Origin of the sequence: Crenalkalicoccus roseus, assembly GCF_004761865.1 — a bacterium.
GTDB lineage: Bacteria > Pseudomonadota > Alphaproteobacteria > Acetobacterales > Acetobacteraceae > Crenalkalicoccus > Crenalkalicoccus roseus.
This window is the reverse complement of sequence record NZ_SJDM01000002.1, coordinates 327065-345048: the sequence shown is the minus strand read 5'-3', so window position 1 is coordinate 345048 and position 17984 is coordinate 327065. Positions and strand designations below refer to the sequence as shown.

The following is a 17984-nucleotide window of genomic DNA, read 5'->3' as shown; positions in this document are numbered from 1 at the left end:
GCCCGCGCCCCGGCCCGGTCATCCCTTCCGGGTGGAGAGCAGCAGGCTGGTCTCGGTGGCGGCGACGCCCTCCAGCATGCGGATGCGGTTCAGCACCCGGTCGAACGCCTCGAGACTCCCGGCCTCGAGTTCCGCGATCACGTCCCAGCGGCCGTTGGTGGTGTGCAGCGTCCGCACCTCGGGGAAGCCGCGCAGCGCCCGCAGCACCGCCTCGGTGGCGCGGCCGCGGATCTCGATCGCCATGATGGCGCGCACCCCGTCGCGGCCGGCGCCCGGGCCGAGGCGGATGGTGAAGCCCTGGATCACGCCCTCGCGCAGCAGCCGCGCGATGCGGTTCTGCACCGTGCCGCGCGAGACCCCGAGCGCGGCGGCGAGGCTCGAGGCGGGGCGGCGCGCGTCGTCGCGCAGCAGGGCGATCAGGCGCCGGTCGGTCTCGTCAAGCTCCATGGCCGCCCTCCTGGCGATCCGCCAGCCTTCCCTGGCGATCCGCGCGGAAGATGGGCGCGCGCTGACGCTTTTCCCGCGCCGCCCTGGCGTGCCCCTCGCCCATCTTCGGGTCCGGAGGAGCCCCGCATCCGGCACGCCGGGAGACGCCATGACGCCACGCTTCCTGATGACCGACCCCGCCCATTTCGAGGTCGCCTACGTCATCAACCCCTGGATGCGTCCCGACGCCTGGCGGCGCGACCCCGAGGGCAACCGCCGCGCCGCCCGCGCCGCCTGGGAGGCGCTCGCCGCCGCGTTGCGCGGAGCTGGGGCGGCGGTGGAGGTGCTGCCGGGCGCGCCGGGCCTGCCGGACATGGTGTTCCCCGCCAACGCCGCGGTGGTGCTCGACGGGCGGGCGCTGCTCTCCCGCTTCCGCTGCCCGGAACGGCGGCCGGAGGAGCCGCGCTTTTGGGCCGCCTTCCAGGCGCTGCGGGCACGGGGGCTGCTCGACGCGGTGGCGGCGCTGCCGGAAGGCGTGTTCCAGGAGGGCGCCGGGGACTGCCTCTGGGACGCCGCGCGCGGGCATTTCTGGGCCGGCCACGGCCAGCGCAGCCTGCGCGAGGCGATCCCCTATGTGGAGGCGTTTTTCGGGCGGGAGGCGGTGCCGCTGGAACTCGCCGCGCCGCGCTTCTACCACCTCGACGTCTGCTTCTGCCCCCTGCCGGGGGGCGAGGTGCTGTTCCACCCCGGCGCCTTCACCCCCTCCGCCCTCGGCGCCATCCGCGCGCGCGTGCCCGCGGCGCTGCGCATCGAGGCGACGGCGGAGGAGGCCGGGCTGCTCTGCCTGAACGCGGTGGCGATCGGCCGCACGGTGGTGATGGCCCGCGCCTCGGCGCGGCTGCGCGCCCTCCTCGCCGAGCGGGGCTACCGCTGCGTGGAGCTCGACCTCTCGCCCTTCCTCCTCGCGGGCGGGGGCGCCTTCTGCATGACGCTGCGCCTCGACCTCCGCGCGGCGGCCCCGCCGCGGGCGGCGCCGCGCGCCGCCCCCGTGCCCCTCGGCGCCTGACCACGACCGCAGCCGGAGCCACACCATGCCGGACACCGCCATCACCCCCGACCCCCGCGCTCCCTACGACCACATCGGCGTCGAGGAGCGCCTCGGCGCCCACAATTACCGCCCCCTCGACGTGGTGCTGGCCCGCGGCCAGGGGGTGTGGGTGTGGGACGTGGAGGGCAACCGCTACCTTGACTGCCTGGCCGGATACTCGGCGGTGAACCAGGGCCACTGCCATCCCCGCATCCGCGCCGCGCTGATCGAGCAGTCGGGCCGGCTGACCCTGACCTCCCGCGCCTTTCGCAACGACCAGCTCGCGCCCTATTTCGAGGAGCTCTGCGCGCTCACCCGCTCGCACAAGGTGCTGCCGATGAACACCGGCGCCGAGGCGGTGGAGACGGCGATCAAGGCGGTGCGCAAATGGGGCTACGAGGTGCGGGGCGTGCCGGAGGGGGAGGCGGAGATCATCGTCTGCGCCGGCAATTTCCACGGCCGTACCATCACCGTGATCGGCTTCAGCAGCGATCCCGAGACGCGCGGCGGCTTCGGCCCCTTCACGCCCGGCTTCGTCACCGTGCCCTTCGGCGACGCTGCGGCGCTTGCGGCCGCGATCACGCCCCGCACCGTCGGCGTGCTGCTGGAGCCGATCCAGGGCGAGGCGGGGGTGATCATCCCGCCGCCGGGCTACCTGCGCGCGGCGCGGGAGCTGTGCACCCGGCACGGCATCACGCTGATCCTCGACGAGATCCAGACCGGGCTCGGCCGCACGGGCAAGCTCCTGGCCGAGGAGCATGAGGGGATCGAGGCCGACGTGACGCTGGTGGGCAAGGCGCTGTCGGGCGGCTTCTACCCGGTCTCGGCGGTGCTCTCGAACACCGAGGTGCTCGGCGTGCTGCGGCCGGGCCAGCACGGCAGCACCTTCGGCGGCAACCCGCTGGCCTGCGCGGTGGCGCGCGCGGCGCTGCGGGTGCTGGTGGAGGAGGGGATGATCGGGAACGCGGCGCGCATCGGCGCGCGGATGCTCGCCGCGCTGCGGGGCCTCGGCGCGCCGCGGGTGCGGGAGGTGCGCGGGCGCGGGCTGATGCTGGCCGTCGAGCTGCACCCCGACGCCGGCGGGGCGCGCCGCTTCTGCGAGGCGCTGCGGCGCGAGGGCCTGCTGTGCAAGGACACGCACGGCCACACCATCCGCCTCTCGCCCCCGCTGGTCATCACCGAGGCGGAGGCGGACTGGGCGCTGGAGCGGCTGGCGCGGGTGCTCGCCGGCCCGACGCCGGAGGCGCCGCCGCCGGGCCGCTGAGCCCCCCGGCGAGGAGGGGCGCGCTACTCCGGCTCGATCCCGGCGGCGCGGGCGAGGTTGCCCCATTTCTCGATCTCGGCGCGGATGAAGGCGGCGAACTCCTCCGCGGTCGAGGTCCTGGCTTCGAAGCCGATCCCGGCCAGGCGCCGCACCGTCTCCGGCCGCTCCCAGACGCGGCGGAAGGTGGCGTTGATGGCGGAGACGGTCTCCGCCGGCAGCCGCGCCGGCCCGACCAGCCCCGCCCAGGCCACGATGTCGAAGCCCTCGAGGCCGAGCTCGTGCAGCGTCGGCACCTCGGGCACGAGCGCGCTGCGCTCCCGGCCGGTGGTGCCGAGCGCCCGCAGCCGCCCTGCCTGCACATGACCGAGGGAGGCGGAGACGTCCACCACCATCGCGGTGACCCGCCCCGCGATCACGTCCGTCATCGCCGGCGGCGTGCTGCGGTAGGGCACATGCGTCATGTCCACCCCGGCCATGCGGGCGATGGTGGCGCCGGCGACGATGCCGGTGGAGTTGCCCGAGGCGTAGCTGAGCTGCCCGGGCCGCGCCCGCGCCTGCTCCAGCAGCTCCTGCAGCGAGCGGATGGGCGAATCGCCCCCCACCACCAGCCAGAAAGTGTAGTTCCCGGCCCGGCCGATGGCGGTGAAGTCGCCGACCGGGTCGTAGTCCAGCCGCCGCATCAGCGCCGGGTTGGAGCCGTGCGGCGTGTTGGTGGTCATCATCAGCGTGTGCCCGTCCGGCGCGGCGCGGGCCGCGTGCGCGGCGGCGAGCGCCCCGTTCGCGCCGGCCCGGTTCTCGACCACGATGGGCTGCCCCCATTCCGGCTCGAGCAGCGTGGCCAGGATGCGGGTGATGGCATCGGTCCCCGATCCGGCGGCGAAGGGGACGAGGATGGTCACCGGACGCGAGGGCCGCCAGGCGGCGGGGGCCTGGGCCAGGGCTGGCGCGGCGGCAAGGCCGGCGGCGGCGGCGAGCAGCGTGCGGCGCGTGGGCGCCGGCAGGGTGGGCATGGACGGCCTCCTCGGTCGGGTATCGCTGCCGCGCGGCGGATCCGCGGCGGCGCCGAGGGTAGGCCGCCGCGCCTTCCGCGCAAGCCCCGCCCGCTCCGGCATCCGCCTCCGCGGATCGGGCGACCTTCGGGCGACCGATTCACCGCTCCGGCGTCCGCCTCCGCGGATCAGGCGACCTTCGGGCGACCGATTCACCGCTCCGGCGTCCGCCTCCGCGGATCAGGCGACCTTCGGGCGACCGATTCACCGCTCCGGCGTCCGCCTCCGCGGATCAGGCGACCTTCGGGCGACCGATTCACCGCTCCGGCGTCCGCCTCCGCGGATCAGGCGACCTTCGGGCGACCGATTCACCGCTCCGGCGTCCGCCTCCGCGGATCAGGCGACCTTCGGGCGACCGATTCACCGCTCCGGCGTCCGCCTCCGCGGATCAGGCGACCTTCGGGCGACCGATTCACCGCTCCGGCGTCCGCCTCCGCGGATCAGGCGACCTTCGGGCGACCGATTCACCGCTCCGGCGTCCGCCTCCGCGGATCAGGCGACCTTCGGGCGACCGATTCACCGCTCCGGCGTCCGCCTCCGCGGATCAGGCGACCTTCGGGCGACCGATTCACCGCTCCGGCGTCCGCCTCCGCGGATCAGGCGACCTTCGGGCGACCGATTCACCGCTCCGGCGTCCGCCTCCGCGGATCGGGCGCTGGCCCTCCGCCCGCCGCCGCCCTACTCTCCCCCTGCACCGGGAGGAATGTGCATGCCAGAAAGCCCCGTGGACCCGCAGATCATGCAGGAGAGCCGGCTGCCGCTCGCGGGCCTGCGCGTGCTCGACCTCACCCTCGCCCGCGCCGGCCCGACCTGCGTCCGCCACCTCGCGGATTGGGGCGCGGAGATCATCCGGGTGGAGCCGCCGGGGCAGGGCGACGGGCTCAGCGGGGCGCGGGACGGCTTCGACTTCGTCAACCTGCACCGCAACAAGCGCTCCATCGCCCTCGACCTCAAGAACCCGGCGGGGCACGCGGCCTTCCTGAAGCTCGCCGCCACCGCCGACGTGCTGGTCGAGAACATGCGCGTGCAGGTGAAGCACCGGCTGAGGATCGCCTATGAGGACCTGAAGGGGATCAACCCGCGGCTGGTCTACGCCTCGATCTCCGGCTTCGGCCAGACCGGCCCCTACGCCGCACGCGGCGGGGTGGACCAGATCGCACAGGGGATGGGCGGGCTGATGACCATCACCGGCGAGCCGGGCCGCGGCCCGATGCGCGTCGGCATCCCGATCAACGACCTCACGGCGGGCAACCTGCTCGCGCTCGGCATCATGATGAAGCTCTACGACCGCGAGCGCACGGGCGAAGGCGGCTACGTCCACACCTCGCTGCTCGAGGCGCAGGTCTTCATGCTCGACTTCCAGGCCACGCGCTGGCTGATGGATGGCGAGGTGGCGGGGCAGGCCGGCAACGACCACCCGGTGAACATCCCGATGGGCGTGTTCCCGACCGCCGACAAGCCGATCAACATCGCCGCCTCCTCGGCCAGGCTCTGGGAGAGCTTCTGCAAGGCGGCCGGCCACGAGGAATGGCTGGAGGTGCCGGAGTGGCAGACTCCCAAGGGCCGCAGCCAGGACCGCGCCCGGGTCAACGCCACCATCGCCGAGGTGACGCGCACCAGGCCCTCCGAGTGGTGGATCGCGCGGCTGGAGGAGGCGGGCATCCCCTGCGGCCCGGTGAACACGATCGACGAGGTCTTCGCCGACCCGCAGGTGCGGCACCTGGAGATGGCGCTGCCGATGCGCCACCGCCGCCGCGGCGATATCCGGGTGGTCGCCAGCCCGCTGAACATCGAGGGAATGGAGACGGGGGTCTACCGCGACGTCCCCGAACTCGGCGAGCACGGCGCGGAGATCCTGGCCGAGGCCGGGCTCTCCGAGGCGGAGATCCGATCGCTGCGGGAGAAGGGAGCGCTGGGCGGGTAATGGGCCGGATGGAATTCGCGAACGGGAAGATCCTCGCCAGCATCGAGGACGGGGTCGGCCGGGTGGTGTTCAACCAGCCGGAGAAGCGCAACGCCATGTCGGTGGACATGTGGGGCGGCCTCGCCGACGCGCTCGACCTGTTCTCCGAGGACCCGCAGGTGCGCTGCGTGGTGCTGCGGGGCGCGGGCGACAAGGCCTTCGTCTCGGGGGCCGACATCAGCCAGTTCGAGAAGACTCGCGCCGACGCCTCGGCGCAGCAGGAATACGACCGGCTGACCAGTGCCGGGCGCGCCAGGCTCGCCGCCTTCCGCAAGCCGGTGATCGCGGAGATCCGCGGCTTCTGCATGGGGGGCGGGCTCGGCATCGCCATGTCGGCCGACATCCGCATCGCCTCGGAGGACAGCCAGTTCGGCATCCCGGCGGCGAAGCTCGGCATCGCCTACGGCTTCGACATGGTGCGGGCGCTGGTGGACCTGGTCGGGCCCGCCCACGCCCACATGATCCTGATGACCGGAGAGCGGTTCGGCGCCGCGGAGGCGGAGCGGATCGGGCTGGTGAACAGGGTGGTGCCGGCGGCCGAGCTGGAGGCGACGGTGGCGCGGCTTGCCGCCACCATGGCCGCCAACGCCCCCCTCTCCCTGCTGGCCAACAAGCTCACGGTCAAGACGGTGCTGAAGGACCCGGCCGAGCGGGACATGGCCGCGCTGCGCGCCGCCATGGCCGCCTGCTTCGACAGCGCCGACTACCGGGAGGGGCGGCGCGCCTTCATGGAGAAGCGCAAGCCGGCCTTCACCGGACGCTGAGGCGTGCCCATCTCCCGGTCCCGGACGGGATCCGTCGTTCTTTCCGGTCGGCGCGCAGAATTGCTGTGCGTCCGCCGGGCGTTTCGACTAAATGAGAAGGCGACAAGAAATCCGTCCCGGACCGGAGGAGGCCCGGCGGAGGCGGCGCGGGGGATGAAAGGCTCGCAATGGACGGCAACATAGAGGCGCATCTCACCACGGTGCGGGCGCCGGGCAGCACTCCCGTGCAGGCGCCGGGCGTCGTGGACGAGGCAAGCGCCCCCATCTCCCGCATCGTGGCAGAGGTGGCCGCCCGCTGCCCGGGCGAGCGCATCACCCTGGGCGAGATGGCGGAAGCCTTCGGCGACCGGGCCTTCGGCCTGCTGATCCTGCTGCTGCTGCTGCCGGCCCTGCTGCCCGGCATGGCCACCGTCTTCGGGCTGCCGCTGCTGATCCTCGGCATCCAGATGGGCATCGGCCGGCAGGTGCCGAAGCTGCCGCAGGTGGTCGCCCGGCAGTCCATCCGGCGGGAGGACCTGCTGCGCCTGGCCAGCCTCTCCTCCTCCTGGCTGCGCAAGGTGGAGCGCTACATCCGCCCGCGCCCCGGCTTCTTCACCTCCCCCGCCGGCGACCGCCTGGTCGGCTGGCTGACCGCCTACGTGGCGCTGATGCTGATCCTGCCCGGACCCGGCACCAACGGCCCGCCCGCCTTCGGCAACATCGTCATGGCGCTCGGCCTCGTGGAGCACGACAGCCGCGTCACCGCCTGGGGCGCGGGGCTCACCGTCGCCGGATGCGCCTTCGCCACCGGCGTGCTGGTCGCCATCGCCTGGCTCGGCGTGAAGGCCCTGGGCTGGCTGTTCTGAAGCTGCTATCAGCCGGCCATGCGCCGGTGGCCCGCAAGGGCTGAAACGGGAACGCGGTGCGCGGCGGCCATGGCCGCCGCCAGTCCGCGGCTGCCCCCGCAACTGTAGGCGGCGAGCCCGGTCCCCGAATGCCATTGCGCCCCGCGGGGCGCGAGAAGGCGGGACCGGGCAGGGACGAGCGCGGCGGCCATCGCCGCGCCGGCCGCAGCCGCGAGCCAGGAGACCGGCCGGCGCAGAGCCGTCTCGCGCGTGCCGGGCGGGGTGCACCGGCGCAACGGCCCGAGGCCGCCCCGCCATCCGGCGGGGGCGGCGCCGCATGCGAGCACGACGCCCACCTGTCCCGCGCCGGCCGCCCGGCGCGGGGCGTGCCGCCTCGTTCGCGCGGAGAGACGCCCGATGCGAATTCCCCTGGCAGCCCTCGCCGGAGCGCTGCTCGCCCTCCCCTCCCCCGCCCCGGCCCAGCAGGCCATCCCGGAGACCATCGTCACCGCCACCCGCGTGCCGACGCCGGAGGAGCGCGTGCCGGCCGCCATCACCGTCATCACCCGCCGCGAGATCGAGGAGCGCGGCTACCAGACCCTGGCCGAGGCGCTGCGGGAGGTGCCAGGGCTGCGCCTGGCGGCGACCGGCGGGCCCGGCGCCCAGGCCAGCGCCTTCCTGCGCGGCGCGGGCAGCCGCAACGTCCTCGTCCTGCTCGACGGGGTGCCGGTGAACGACCCCTCGGAGCCGAACGGCGCCTTCAATTTCGGTCAGGACCTGCTGTTCGACGTGGAGCGGATCGAGGTGGTGCGCGGCCCCGCCTCCGTCCTCTACGGCTCGGCCGCGATCGGGGGCGTGGTGAACCTCGTCACCCGCCGCGCGCCGCGCGACCGCGCCTTCGCCCCCTATGGGGAGATCGCCGGCGGCACGCAGCGCACCCTGCGCGGCGGGCTCGGCGCCACCGGCACGGTGGGCGCGGTGGACTACCTGCTCTCCGCCAACAGCCTCTCGACGCGCGGCTTCAACGCCCTCGCCCCGCGCCTGCCGAACATCGGGGAGCGCGACGGCTTCCGCGGCGCCGCCACCACCGCCCGCCTCGGCTGGACCCCGGCGGAGGGCACCCGGCTGGAGGCGCTGCTGCGCTGGCGGCAGAACAATTTCGGCCTGGACGACATCCCGCGCGACGACCCCAACTACTCCGGCGAGGATCGGCGCTGGTACGGCCAGCTCCGAGGCGAGACGCGGCTGCTCGGCGGCGCCTGGACCACGGGGCTGCGCCTCTCCGCCACCGAGGACCGGCGCCGCTACGTGAACCTGCCCGACCCCTTCAGCCCCGCCACCGCCGACGATCTCTACCGCGGCAGCCGCATCCTGCTCGACTGGGGCAACGCGCTGCGCCTGCCCGCCTTCGGCGCGCTGTCGGACGGCGCGCTGGCCTTCGGCATCACCCACGGCGTGGAGGAGGTGCGGAGCACCAGCGGAGCCCCCTTCTTCCGCACCACCGTGGACGCGGCGCAGCACGCCACCGCCGGCTATCTGACGCTGCAGTACCGCGCCTTCGGGCGGCTGGACCTGACCGCGGGGCTGCGCCACGACGCGACCACGGGCTTCACCGACGAGACCACCTGGCGGCTCGGCGCCGTGCTGGCGCTGCCCGAGCTGCACAGCCGGCTGCATGTCGCCGCCGGCACCGCCTTCGCCGCCCCGTCGCTGTTCCAGCGCTTCGGCGTGATCGGCAGCATCTTCCGCGGCAACCCCGACCTCAGGCCGGAACGCAGCTTCGGCTGGGAGGCGGGGATGGAGACCGACCTTACCGCCTTCGGGCAGCGCCGCTTCGCCACCCTGGGCTGGACCTTCTTCCACAGCCGGGTCCGCGACCTGATCAATTTCGCCCCGCAATTCGACACGCTGGTCAACGTGGACCGGGCGACCATCCACGGGGCGGAGCTTGGCCTGACGCTGCGCCCGGCGCCCTGGATCGAGGCCACCGCCGCCTGGACCATCACCCAGGCCTTCGACCCCCGCACCGGCACGCGCCTGCCGCGGCGCCCGGAGCATGTGGTGAGCCTCACCGCCGCGATGCGCCCGGCGCCGCGCCTGGTGATCGCGCCCACCCTGCTGTTCACCGGCCGCAGCCCGGAGGGCCCCTTCGCCCGCTACGACGACACCGGCGCCGTCATCGCCGCGGCCGGCACCAACCCGGCCGGGGTGGTGGTGAACCTCGCCGCCACCTGGCAGGCGCGGGAGCAGGTGGCGCTGTTCCTGGAGGCGCGCAACCTCACCGACAGCCGGTGGGAGCCGGTGAACGGCTTCGCAACGCCCGGCCGCAGCGTGCTGGTCGGCACGCGCTTCGCGCTGTGACGGCGGCCCGTGCTCAGCGCGTGGCGCCGGGCACCCAGGTGACGTCGCGCGTGCCGTTGTCGTTCAGCCGCCGCGCCAGCACGAAGAGGTGGTCGGAGAGGCGGTTCAGGTAGCGCACCGCCTCCGGGTTCACCGCCTCCGCGGCGGCGAGGGCGACCACGCGCCGCTCCGCCCGCCGCGCCACGGTGCGGGCCAGATGCGCCGCCGCCGCGCCCGGGGAGCCGCCGGGCAGCACGAAGCTCGCGAGCGGCGGCAGCCCGGCGTTCAGGGCGCGGATCTCCGCCTCCAGCCGCGCGCACTGGGCGGGGGCGACGCGCAGCCGGTCCTCCCCCGTGCCGGGGACGCAGAGATCGGCGCCGAGGTCGAACAGGTCGGACTGGATGCGCCCGAGCATCGCATCCTCCTCTCGCCCCGCCGTGTGCAGGCGGAGGAGGCCGATCGCGGCGTTCGCCTCGTCCACGGCGCCGATCGCCTCGATGCGCAGCGCGTCCTTGCGCAAGCGGGTGCCGTCGCCGAGCGAGGTCTCCCCCCCATCGCCGCCACGGGTGGTGATGATGTCGAGCTTCACCATGGGCCTCGTCCTCAATCCACCAGCCGCCAGGTCAGGGCGGCGGTCACGCTGTCCGCCACCGGCAGCCCATCGGCGCGGCGCGCCGGGCGGAAGCGCCAGCGCGCGAAGTAGTCCTGGGCGGCACGGTCCAGCTCGGCATGGCCGGAACTGCCGAGGAGGTCCACGCGGGCGACCCGGCCGCGCTCGTCCACGTGCAGCCGCACGCGCACGGTGCCGGTCTCGCCCCGTCGGCGCGCACCCTCGGGGTAGCGGGGCTCCTCCGGGCGGTATTCGGGGGTGGGCTGCGAGACCGCGCCGAGCACCAGCGCCCCGCCGCCCAGCATCGGCGGCCGCGGCCCCTCCCCCGGCAAGGGCGGCGCGGCGGGGGGCAGGGCGGGCGCCGGCCGGGCCGGGGCGGAGGGCGGAGGCGGCGGCATGGGCGGGGGTGGCAAGGGCAGGGGCGCTTCCGCCGCGACGATGGCCGCCGGCGCATCCCCCCTCCCGGGCGGCACGGGCTCCAGCGGCGGCGTCCCGGCCTGCGGGGCGTGCTCCGGCGGCCCATGCCCCGCCTCGGCCGGCAGCGCCTCGGGTGGCGGAGACTGGGGTGGCGCCTCGGCGGAGGGTGGGTCCGGCGCCGCCTCCCCCGCCGCCGAATCCCGCGCCACCTCGCGGTGCCAGAGGATTTCCACCCCCCGCTCGGCGCCCGGCGCCGGCGGCGCGTCGCGGTCCGCCAGCAGCATCCCTGCCACCGCCCCGCCATGCAGCAGCAGCGACAGGGCCACGGCGCGGAGCGGCGGCGCGGCGGAGCGGAGCGCCGCCGGACGGCTCACAGCACCACCACCCCATGGTGCTTGGCCTTGCCCTCCGGCTCCACATGGATGGTGATGACGGCGCCCTCGATCTCCGCCTTCAGCGCCGCCTCGATCCGGTCGCAGATGTCGTGCGCCTCCACCACGCGCATGTCCCCGGGCACCACCAGGTGGAATTCGATGAAGGTGAGGCGCCCGGCATGGCGGCTGCGCAGGTCGTGCGCCTCGATCGCCCCGGCGGCGTGCACCGACACGACGCGGCGGATGCGCTGGAGCAGCTCGGGCGGGACCGCCTCGTCCATCAGCCCGCCGACCGAGGCGCGCACCAGCCGCCAGCCCGACCACAGGATGTTCGCCGCGGTCAGCGCCGCCACCAGCGGGTCGAGCCAGAGGAGGCCGGTCAGCGTCACCAGCGCGACGCCGAGGATCACGCCGAGGGAGGTGACGATGTCCGCCGTGAGGTGCCGCGCATCGGCGAGCAGCGCCGGGGAGCGGACCTCTCGCCCGCGACGGAACAGCACCCGCGCCCAGGCGATGTTGATTGCGGTGGCGAGCGCGGAGACCGCGAGGCCCTGCGCCGGCATGTCCGGCGGCCGCGGCGCCAGGAAGGCGCCCCAGGCCTCGTGCAGGATCACCGCCGCCGCGACGACGATCAGCACCCCCTCGAGCACGGCGGAGAAGTACTCCACCTTGGTATGGCCATAGGGGTGGTTGGAATCCGGCGGCAGGGCGGAGAAGCGGATGGCGGCCAGCGCCGCGAGGGCGGCGGCGACGTTGACCACGCTCTCCAGCGCGTCGGCGAGCAGCGCCACGCTGCCCGTCAGCCACCAGGCGACGAGCTTCAGGGCGAGCACGAGGCAGGCGACGGCGACGCTCCCCGCCGCGGTGCGGACGGCCCGGCTCATGGCGCCTCAGCCCGGCGCGAGGCCCCGTCGGGGACGGAGGCGGTAGAGAGGGTCAGGGACCAAGCGGCGCGGCTCCCGTTCGGCGGGTGGGTTCATGCCCCTTCGGGCACCGCCCCCGCAACCCCCCGCGTCGCGTCAGACCGAGAAGTACTTGGCCCGCGGGTGGTGCAGCACGATCGCGCTGGTGGACTGCTCCGGGTGGAGCTGCCACTCCTCGCTGAGGGTCACGCCGATCCGCTCCGCGCCGAGCAGGCGCAGCAGCGGCGCCTGGTCCTCGAGCCGCGGGCAGGCCGGGTAGCCGAAGGAGTAGCGCCCGCCGCGATAGCCCTGGGCCAGCATCCGGTCCATGTCGCGGTCGTCCTCGGCGGCGAAGCCCCATTCGGCGCGGATGCGCTTGTGCACGTACTCCGCCATCGCCTCGGCCATCTCCACCGACAGGCCGTGGAGGTAGAGGTAGTCCTGGTAGCGGTTCGCCTCGAACCACTGGCGGGCCACCTCGCTCGCCCGCTCGCCCATGGTGACCACCTGCAGGCCGATGACGTCGCGCGCGTTCGGCCCGTCCTCCACGTCGCGCACGAAGTCGGCGATGCACTCGCCGTCCTGCTTCGGCTGGCGCGGCAGGGTGAAGCGCGCGGCCTCGGTCACGCCGTCGGGCTCGAACAGGATCAGGTCGTTGCCCTGCCCGGCGCATTTCCAGTAGCCGTAGATCGCCCGCGGCGTCAGGATGCCCTCGGCCTCGGCCAGGGCCAGCATGCGCCGGAGCACGGGGCGGAGCTCCTGCTTCGCCCAGCCGAGGAAACCCTCCAGGCTGCGTCCCTGCTTGCGGAAGCCCCACTGGAATTGGAACAGGCTGCGCTCGTTGATGAAGGGCACGACCGCCTTCGGCGCCGCCTCGATCAGGCGCGGCCCCCAGAAGGGCGGATCGGGCACCGGCACGCCCGCGGTCAGGCGGCGACGGCGCGACTGGGCGTAGCCCAGGTCCACCGGGGCGAAGCCGCGCGGATCGGCCTGGCCGAGCACGCGGCTCTCGTTGCGCGTCTTGCCCCTGCGCTTCGCCTGCACGGCGGCGAGGTAGTCGTCGAAGCCGTTGCCCGTCACCTTGTCCATCAGGTGCAGGCCGTCGAAGGCGTCCCTGGCGTAGGCGACGCGGCCGCAGGCATAGGCGCGGACGCAGTCCTCCTCCACGTAGGTGCGCGTCAGCGCCGCGCCGCCGAGCAGCACCGGGATGTCGAGGCCGATGCGCGACATCTCCTCAAGGTTCTCGCGCATCACCACGGTGGACTTGACCAGCAGGCCGGACATGCCGATGGCGTGCGCCCGGTGCTCCCTCGCCGCGGCGACCATCTCCGCGAGCGGGACCTTGATGCCGAGGTTCACCACGCGGTAGCCGTTGTTGGTGAGGATGATGTCCACCAGGTTCTTGCCGATGTCGTGCACGTCGCCCTTCACCGTGGCGAGGACGATGGTGCCCTTCTCCTGCCCCTCCACCCGTTCCATGTGGGGTTCGAGGTAGGCCACCGCCGCCTTCATCGTCTCGGCCGACTGCAGCACGAAGGGAAGCTGCATCTTGCCCGCGCCGAACAGCTCGCCCACCACCTTCATGCCGTCGAGCAGGATGGTGTTGATGATGTCGAGCGGGGCGTGGCCCCTGGCCATGGCCTCGGCGAGGTCGTCCTCCAGCCCCTTGCGGTCGCCGTCCACGATGCGGTCGCGCAGGCGCTCCTCCACCGTCTCGGCGCGCTTCCGCGCGGCGGCGTCGGCGGCCTTGCGGCCGGCGAAGATCTCCAGCATGCGCTGCAGCGGGTCGTAGCCCTCCCGCCGCCGGTCGAAGATCAGGTCCTCGGCGACCTGCACCTCCTCGGGCGCGATCTGGTGCAGCGGCCGGATCTTGCTGGCGTGCACGATGGCGCCGGTCATGCCCGCCCGCACCGCGTGGTCGAGGAACACGCTGTTCAGCACGTGCCGCGCCGCCGGGTTGAGGCCGAAGGAGATGTTGGACAGGCCGAGGATGATCTGGATGTCCGGGAACTCCTCCCGGATCATGCGGATCCCCTCGAGCGTCCACAGGCCGAGCTTCCGGTCGTCCTCGTTGCCGGTGGCGATGGTGAAGGTCAGCGGGTCGATCAGCAGGTCGCTCTGCGGCAGGCCGTGGCGGCCACAGGCGAAGTCCACGAGGCGCCGCGCGATGCGCAGCTTGTCCTCGGCGGTCTTGGCCATGCCCTGCTCGTCTATGGTGAGCGCGATGACGGCGGCGCCGAACTTCCGCGCCAGCGCCATGCGGTCATGGGCGTGCTTCTCGCCGTCCTCGAAATTGATTGAGTTGATGATCGGCTTGCCGCCGTGCAGCTTGAGCGCCGCCTCGATCACCGACGTCTCGGTGCTGTCGATCACCAGCGGCGCGTTGACGGAGGAGGTGAAGCGGCGCACCACCTCGGCCATCTCGGCGAGCTCGTCGCGGCCGACGAAGGCGGTGCAGAGGTCGAGCGCGTGCGAGCCTTCGGCCACCTGCTCGCGCCCCATGGCGACGCAGCCGTCCCAGTCATGCGCCGCCTGCCGCTCCCGCCAGGCCTTGGAGCCGTTGGCGTTGCAGCGCTCGCCGATGGAGAAGTAGGCGTTCTCCTGCCGGAGCGGCACCGCCGAGTAGAGGCTTGCCACGGAGGGCACCCAGGCCACGCTGCGCCGCGCCGGCGCCGGGCGGAAGCGCCCGCCGTCGAGCCGGCGCAGCATCGCGTCCAGCGCCTCGATGTGCGGCGTCGAGGTGCCGCAGCAGCCGCCGATCAGGTTCAGCCCATCCTCGGTGACGAAGCGCTCCATCCAGGCGGCGAGCTCGGCGGCGCCGAGCGGGTAGTGCGTCTTCCCGTCCACCAGCTCGGGCAGGCCGGCATTGGGCTGGCAGGAGAGGAGGCCGGGCCAGTTCCGCGAGAGCCAGCGGAGGTGCTCGGCCATCTCCTGCGGCCCGGTCGCGCAGTTGAGGCCGATCAGCGGCACGTCGAGGGCGTGCGCCACCGTCGCGGCGGCGGCGATGTCGGGGCCGACCAGCAGCGTGCCGGTGGTCTCCACCGTCACCTGCACGAGGATCGGGATGTCGGAGCCGGCCTCGGCGCGGGCGCGCTTCGCGGCGTTGACCGCGGCCTTGATGTAGAGCGTGTCCTGGTTGGTCTCGGTCAGCAGCGCGTCGACGCCGCCGGCGATCAGGCCGCGACACTGCTCGGCGAGCGCGGTCTCCAGCGCGTCGTAGCCGATGTTGCCGAGGGAGGGCAGCTTGGTGCCCGGTCCGATGTCGCCCACCACCCAGCGGTGGCGCCCGTCGGCGAAGCCTTCCGCCGCTTCGCGCGCCAGCTCGGCGGCGACGCGGTTGATCTCGAAGGCGCGGTCCTCGAGGCCGAATTCACCGAGCGTGACCGGGCTGCCGCCGAAGGAATTGGTCAGCACCATGTCGGCGCCGGCCTCGAAATAGCCGCGGTGGATGTCGCGCACGATGTCGGGGCGGGAGAGGTTCAGCACCTCGGTGCAGTTCTCCCTGCCCCAGAAGTCGCGCTCCACGTCGAGCGCCATGGCCTGCACGCGGCTGCCCATGCCGCCGTCGCAGAGCAGCACGCGGTCGCGGAGCGCGTCGAGGAGGTGCGGTCGGGCCATGCGGTGCGGCCTCTCAGAAGGCGAGGACGGAGACGGGGCCGCGCACGCGCCGCCGCGCCGGCCAGAGGCGGACGGGAAGCGGGCCGTCCACGGTGATGGCGTCGGCGAGCGCGCAGCCGGCCTCGCCGAGCCATCCAGCGAGTTCGGCGTCGTCGAAGCCGGGCCAGCGGTGCCGGTGGCGCTCCATCACCTCGGCGCGGTCGTGCGGGGCGAGGTCCACCACCAGCAGCGCGCCGCCCGGCTTGAGCACCCGCGCCGCTTCGGCCAGCGCCGCCGCCGGATCCTCGGCGTAGTGCAGCACCATCTGCAGCGTCACGGCGTCGAAGGCGGCGTCGGGCAGGGGCAGGCGGTACATGTCGGCCTGGCGCACCGCGCAGCGGCCGGCGAGGCCGCGCTCGGCGAGGCGGGCGCGGGCGAGCGCCAGCATCTCGCGGCTGGCGTCCACGCCGAGGGCGCTCTCGACACGGGGTGCCACCAGTTCGAGCAGCCGGCCGGTGCCGGTGCCGATGTCGAGCAGGCGGCCCATGCGCGGCGGCAGGGCGGCGAGCAGCGCCGCCTCGATCGCCGCGGCGGGCAGGCCGAGGGCGCGCATCTCGTCCCAGTCGGCGCCGTCGCGGCGGAAGGCGGCGGAGGCCTCGCGGGCCCGCTCGGCGGCGAGGCGCACGGCCTGGCGCCGGTCGGCGGCGAGCAGCGGGTCGTCCTCCGGCAGGCGGGCCAGGATGACGCGGGCGAGGTCGGCGCCGGGGGGGACCTGGAAATAGGCGTTGGCGCCTTCCGGCACCCGCTCCAGCAGCCCGGCCTCGACCAGCAGCTTCAGGTGGCGGGAGAGGCGCGGCTGGGACTGGCCGAGCACCTCGCAGAGGTCGCTCACGCAGAAGGCGCCGCGCGCGCAGAGGGCGAGCAGGCGGAGCCGTGTCGGCTCGGCGGCGGCGCGGAGCTGGGCCAGGAGGTCCTCCATGCACTTGCCAATAACATAAACATATCCTTATGTCCAGCGCATGGCTTGGTCCCTGGATGCCCGTATCCCTGTCACCGTCATCACCGATCCTGACGACCTGCCCGCCGCCCTCGCCGGCCGGCCCGCCGCCCTGCTCGCCGAGGCGCCCGGCCCGCCCTCGCCCCTTGCCGCCGCCGCGGCGGCCTTCGCACCGGGGGAGAGCCACCCCGCCGGCTGCGCCTGCTGTGCGGGGCGGCCACCCGCGGCGGCGGCGCTCGATGCGCTGTTCCAAGCACGGGTGCGGGGGCGCTGCCCCTGGTTCGAGCGGGTGGTGGCCCTGGTGCCGAGCGCCGCCGGCCGAGCGGCGCTCGCCGCGGCGCTGCGGACGGATGCGGTGACGGCGGCGCGCTTCCGGCCGGGCTAGAGCATTCTCCGTTCGCCTCGGCTCGCGGAAAATGCTCCAGATCTTGTGCGTGTCAGCCTCTTCACCCGTTCAGGTGGGTCCATCTGAACGGGATCCGCCCTAACGCGGCTCGCGGGCCGGCATGGGCGCCAGCGCCTCCACCGGGGAGGCCGCCGCGCGGCGCGCCGCCGCCTCGCGGTCCGCATCGTCGGCCGCCGCCTCGGCCCCCATCCAGCGGTGCAGCGCGCCGGCAGCAACCGCGCCCAGGATCGGTGCCACCCAGAACAGCCAGAGCTGCGCCAGCGCCGTGCCTCCCGCCACCAGCGCCGGCCCGGTGCTGCGGGCGGGGTTCACCGAGGTGTTGGTCACGGGAATGCTGACCAGGTGGATCAGCGTCAGCCCGAGGCCGATGGCCACCGGGGCAAGCGCCGCCGGGGCGCGTGCCGCGGTGGCGCCCAGGATGATGAGCAGGAAGAAGAAGGTCATCACCCCTTCGGTGACGAAGCCGGCGGCCATGCTGAACCGCCCGGGCGAGGCCTCGCCGTAGCCGTTGGTGGCGAGCCCGGCGGCGAGCGTCCAGCCGGGCTGGCCGGAGGCGATGGCGTAGAGCAGCAGGGCCCCGAGCAGGGCACCGGCGAGCTGCGCGGCGATGTAGGGCCCCGCCTCGCCGCCGCGGAACCGCCCGGCGGCGACGAGGCCGAGCGTCACGGCCGGGTTCAGGTGGCAGCCCGAGATGTGGCCGATCGCATAGGCCATGGTCAGGACGGTCAGCCCGAAGGCAAGCGACACGCCGACCAGCCCGATGCCGACCTCCGGGAATTTCGCGGCCAGCACGGCGCTGCCGCAGCCGCCCAGAACGAGCCACAGCGTGCCGAGGCACTCGGCCAGCAGCTTGCGGGACATCCTTTCGTCCTCCTCCCCGGCACCCTGGAACTGGCCCCGGCTCGAGAGAACGACAGAGGTTACCAACTGGCTTGAAACACGGTTCCGCCCATCGTGATCGGGG

Annotated in this window: 15 protein-coding genes and 1 riboswitch; of the genes, 7 read left to right on the top strand and 8 right to left on the bottom strand. The window is 74.1% G+C overall.

Translation table 11 applies throughout. The annotated features are described in order from the left end of the window. Positions 1–18: 18 nt before the first annotated feature. Entirely contained in the window at positions 19–447 is a 429-nt protein-coding gene (locus ET526_RS03740; RefSeq protein ID WP_135466311.1) for an Lrp/AsnC family transcriptional regulator, read from the bottom strand. 148 nt (positions 448–595) lie between these two features. Here ET526_RS03740 and ET526_RS03735 point away from each other — a divergent pair, with 148 nt between their 5' ends. Together ET526_RS03735 and rocD are read left to right on the top strand one after the other, a co-directional pair. Continuing rightward, positions 596–1492: a dimethylarginine dimethylaminohydrolase family protein gene (locus tag ET526_RS03735; RefSeq protein WP_135466310.1), complete on the top strand. Its 897-nt coding sequence runs from the start codon at positions 596–598 to the stop codon at positions 1490–1492. Between the two features lie 25 nt (positions 1493–1517). Further along, the gene (gene rocD / locus ET526_RS03730) at positions 1518–2777 is read left to right on the top strand and encodes an ornithine--oxo-acid transaminase (RefSeq protein WP_135466309.1); all 1260 of its coding nucleotides are present in this window, start codon (positions 1518–1520) and stop codon (positions 2775–2777) included. A gap of 23 nt (positions 2778–2800) precedes the next feature. On the opposite strand, the gene ET526_RS03725 is transcribed toward rocD, so the two are convergent. Then, positions 2801–3787 carry a Bug family tripartite tricarboxylate transporter substrate binding protein gene (locus ET526_RS03725; RefSeq protein ID WP_135466308.1) on the bottom strand — a complete coding sequence of 329 codons (987 nt, stop codon included), beginning with the start codon at positions 3785–3787 and terminating at the stop codon, positions 2801–2803. A 748-nt stretch (positions 3788–4535) separates the two neighbouring features. On the opposite strand from ET526_RS03725, the gene ET526_RS03720 reads away from it, so the two are divergent. From ET526_RS03720 to ET526_RS03705, 4 genes are all read left to right on the top strand, one after another. After that, a complete protein-coding gene (locus tag ET526_RS03720; RefSeq protein WP_204623465.1) occupies positions 4536–5750 on the top strand; it encodes a CaiB/BaiF CoA transferase family protein in 1215 nt (404 codons plus the stop codon). Between the two features lie 8 nt (positions 5751–5758). Then, positions 5759–6553, top strand: coding sequence for an enoyl-CoA hydratase (locus ET526_RS03715; protein WP_240048235.1), 795 nt, complete (start codon positions 5759–5761; stop codon positions 6551–6553). A gap of 167 nt (positions 6554–6720) precedes the next feature. Further along, entirely contained in the window at positions 6721–7398 is a 678-nt protein-coding gene (locus tag ET526_RS03710) for an exopolysaccharide biosynthesis protein (protein WP_135466306.1), read from the top strand. Between the two features lie 7 nt (positions 7399–7405). Continuing rightward, positions 7406–7644, top strand: a riboswitch (cobalamin riboswitch). A gap of 150 nt (positions 7645–7794) precedes the next feature. Then, on the top strand, positions 7795–9738 hold the full coding sequence (locus ET526_RS03705; RefSeq protein ID WP_135466305.1) for a TonB-dependent receptor plug domain-containing protein: 1944 nt from the start codon (positions 7795–7797) through the stop codon (positions 9736–9738). A gap of 13 nt (positions 9739–9751) precedes the next feature. On the opposite strand, the gene ET526_RS03700 is transcribed toward ET526_RS03705, so the two are convergent. The 5 genes from ET526_RS03700 to ET526_RS03680 all read right to left on the bottom strand — a co-directional run bounded on the left by ET526_RS03700 (position 9752) and on the right by ET526_RS03680 (position 16596). Next, on the bottom strand, positions 9752–10309 hold the full coding sequence (locus ET526_RS03700; RefSeq protein ID WP_135466304.1) for a cob(I)yrinic acid a,c-diamide adenosyltransferase: 558 nt from the start codon (positions 10307–10309) through the stop codon (positions 9752–9754). Positions 10310–10320: 11 nt separating this feature from the next. Continuing rightward, complete coding sequence (locus tag ET526_RS22315) at positions 10321–11118, bottom strand: energy transducer TonB (RefSeq protein WP_135466303.1); 798 nt, start codon at positions 11116–11118, stop codon at positions 10321–10323. Further along, entirely contained in the window at positions 11115–12002 is an 888-nt protein-coding gene (locus tag ET526_RS03690) for a cation diffusion facilitator family transporter (protein WP_135466302.1), read from the bottom strand. Before ET526_RS03690 ends, ET526_RS22315 begins: the two co-directional genes overlap by 4 nt. A 135-nt stretch (positions 12003–12137) precedes the next feature. Then, positions 12138–15638 carry a methionine synthase gene (gene metH, locus ET526_RS03685; RefSeq protein ID WP_135466301.1) on the bottom strand — a complete coding sequence of 1167 codons (3501 nt, stop codon included), beginning with the start codon at positions 15636–15638 and terminating at the stop codon, positions 12138–12140. Between the two features lie 13 nt (positions 15639–15651). Continuing rightward, positions 15652–16596 carry an ArsR/SmtB family transcription factor gene (locus tag ET526_RS03680; protein WP_135466300.1) on the bottom strand — a complete coding sequence of 315 codons (945 nt, stop codon included), beginning with the start codon at positions 16594–16596 and terminating at the stop codon, positions 15652–15654. Between the two features lie 40 nt (positions 16597–16636). Here ET526_RS03680 and ET526_RS03675 point away from each other — a divergent pair, with 40 nt between their 5' ends. Beyond that, positions 16637–16999 (top strand): hypothetical protein, encoded by a 363-nt coding sequence (locus ET526_RS03675; protein WP_135466299.1) that lies wholly within the window; start codon positions 16637–16639, stop codon positions 16997–16999. Between the two features lie 99 nt (positions 17000–17098). Here ET526_RS03675 and aqpZ read toward each other — a convergent pair whose 3' ends face one another. Then, the gene (aqpZ, locus tag ET526_RS03670) at positions 17099–17881 is read right to left on the bottom strand and encodes an aquaporin Z (RefSeq protein WP_135466298.1); all 783 of its coding nucleotides are present in this window, start codon (positions 17879–17881) and stop codon (positions 17099–17101) included. Between the last annotated feature and the right edge of the window lie 103 nt (positions 17882–17984).

What these genes read in the sequence shown, in the direction of transcription:
- ET526_RS03710 (WP_135466306.1), top strand. Translation starts at nt 6,721, where the DNA reads ATGGACGGCAACATAGAGGCGCATCTCACCACGGTGCGGGCGCCGGGC.
- ET526_RS03675 (WP_135466299.1), top strand. Translation starts at nt 16,637, where the DNA reads ATGGCTTGGTCCCTGGATGCCCGTATCCCTGTCACCGTCATCACCGAT.
- ET526_RS03680 (WP_135466300.1), bottom strand. Translation starts at nt 16,596, where the DNA reads ATGGAGGACCTCCTGGCCCAGCTCCGCGCCGCCGCCGAGCCGACACGG.
- ET526_RS03720 (WP_204623465.1), top strand. Translation starts at nt 4,536, where the DNA reads ATGCCAGAAAGCCCCGTGGACCCGCAGATCATGCAGGAGAGCCGGCTG.
- ET526_RS03740 (WP_135466311.1), bottom strand. Translation starts at nt 447, where the DNA reads ATGGAGCTTGACGAGACCGACCGGCGCCTGATCGCCCTGCTGCGCGAC.
- metH (WP_135466301.1), bottom strand. Translation starts at nt 15,638, where the DNA reads ATGGCCCGACCGCACCTCCTCGACGCGCTCCGCGACCGCGTGCTGCTC.
- ET526_RS03700 (WP_135466304.1), bottom strand. Translation starts at nt 10,309, where the DNA reads ATGGTGAAGCTCGACATCATCACCACCCGTGGCGGCGATGGGGGGGAG.
- ET526_RS03705 (WP_135466305.1), top strand. Translation starts at nt 7,795, where the DNA reads ATGCGAATTCCCCTGGCAGCCCTCGCCGGAGCGCTGCTCGCCCTCCCC.
- ET526_RS03725 (WP_135466308.1), bottom strand. Translation starts at nt 3,787, where the DNA reads ATGCCCACCCTGCCGGCGCCCACGCGCCGCACGCTGCTCGCCGCCGCC.
- ET526_RS03735 (WP_135466310.1), top strand. Translation starts at nt 596, where the DNA reads ATGACGCCACGCTTCCTGATGACCGACCCCGCCCATTTCGAGGTCGCC.
- aqpZ (WP_135466298.1), bottom strand. Translation starts at nt 17,881, where the DNA reads ATGTCCCGCAAGCTGCTGGCCGAGTGCCTCGGCACGCTGTGGCTCGTT.
- ET526_RS03715 (WP_240048235.1), top strand. Translation starts at nt 5,759, where the DNA reads ATGGAATTCGCGAACGGGAAGATCCTCGCCAGCATCGAGGACGGGGTC.
- rocD (WP_135466309.1), top strand. Translation starts at nt 1,518, where the DNA reads ATGCCGGACACCGCCATCACCCCCGACCCCCGCGCTCCCTACGACCAC.
- ET526_RS03690 (WP_135466302.1), bottom strand. Translation starts at nt 12,002, where the DNA reads ATGAGCCGGGCCGTCCGCACCGCGGCGGGGAGCGTCGCCGTCGCCTGC.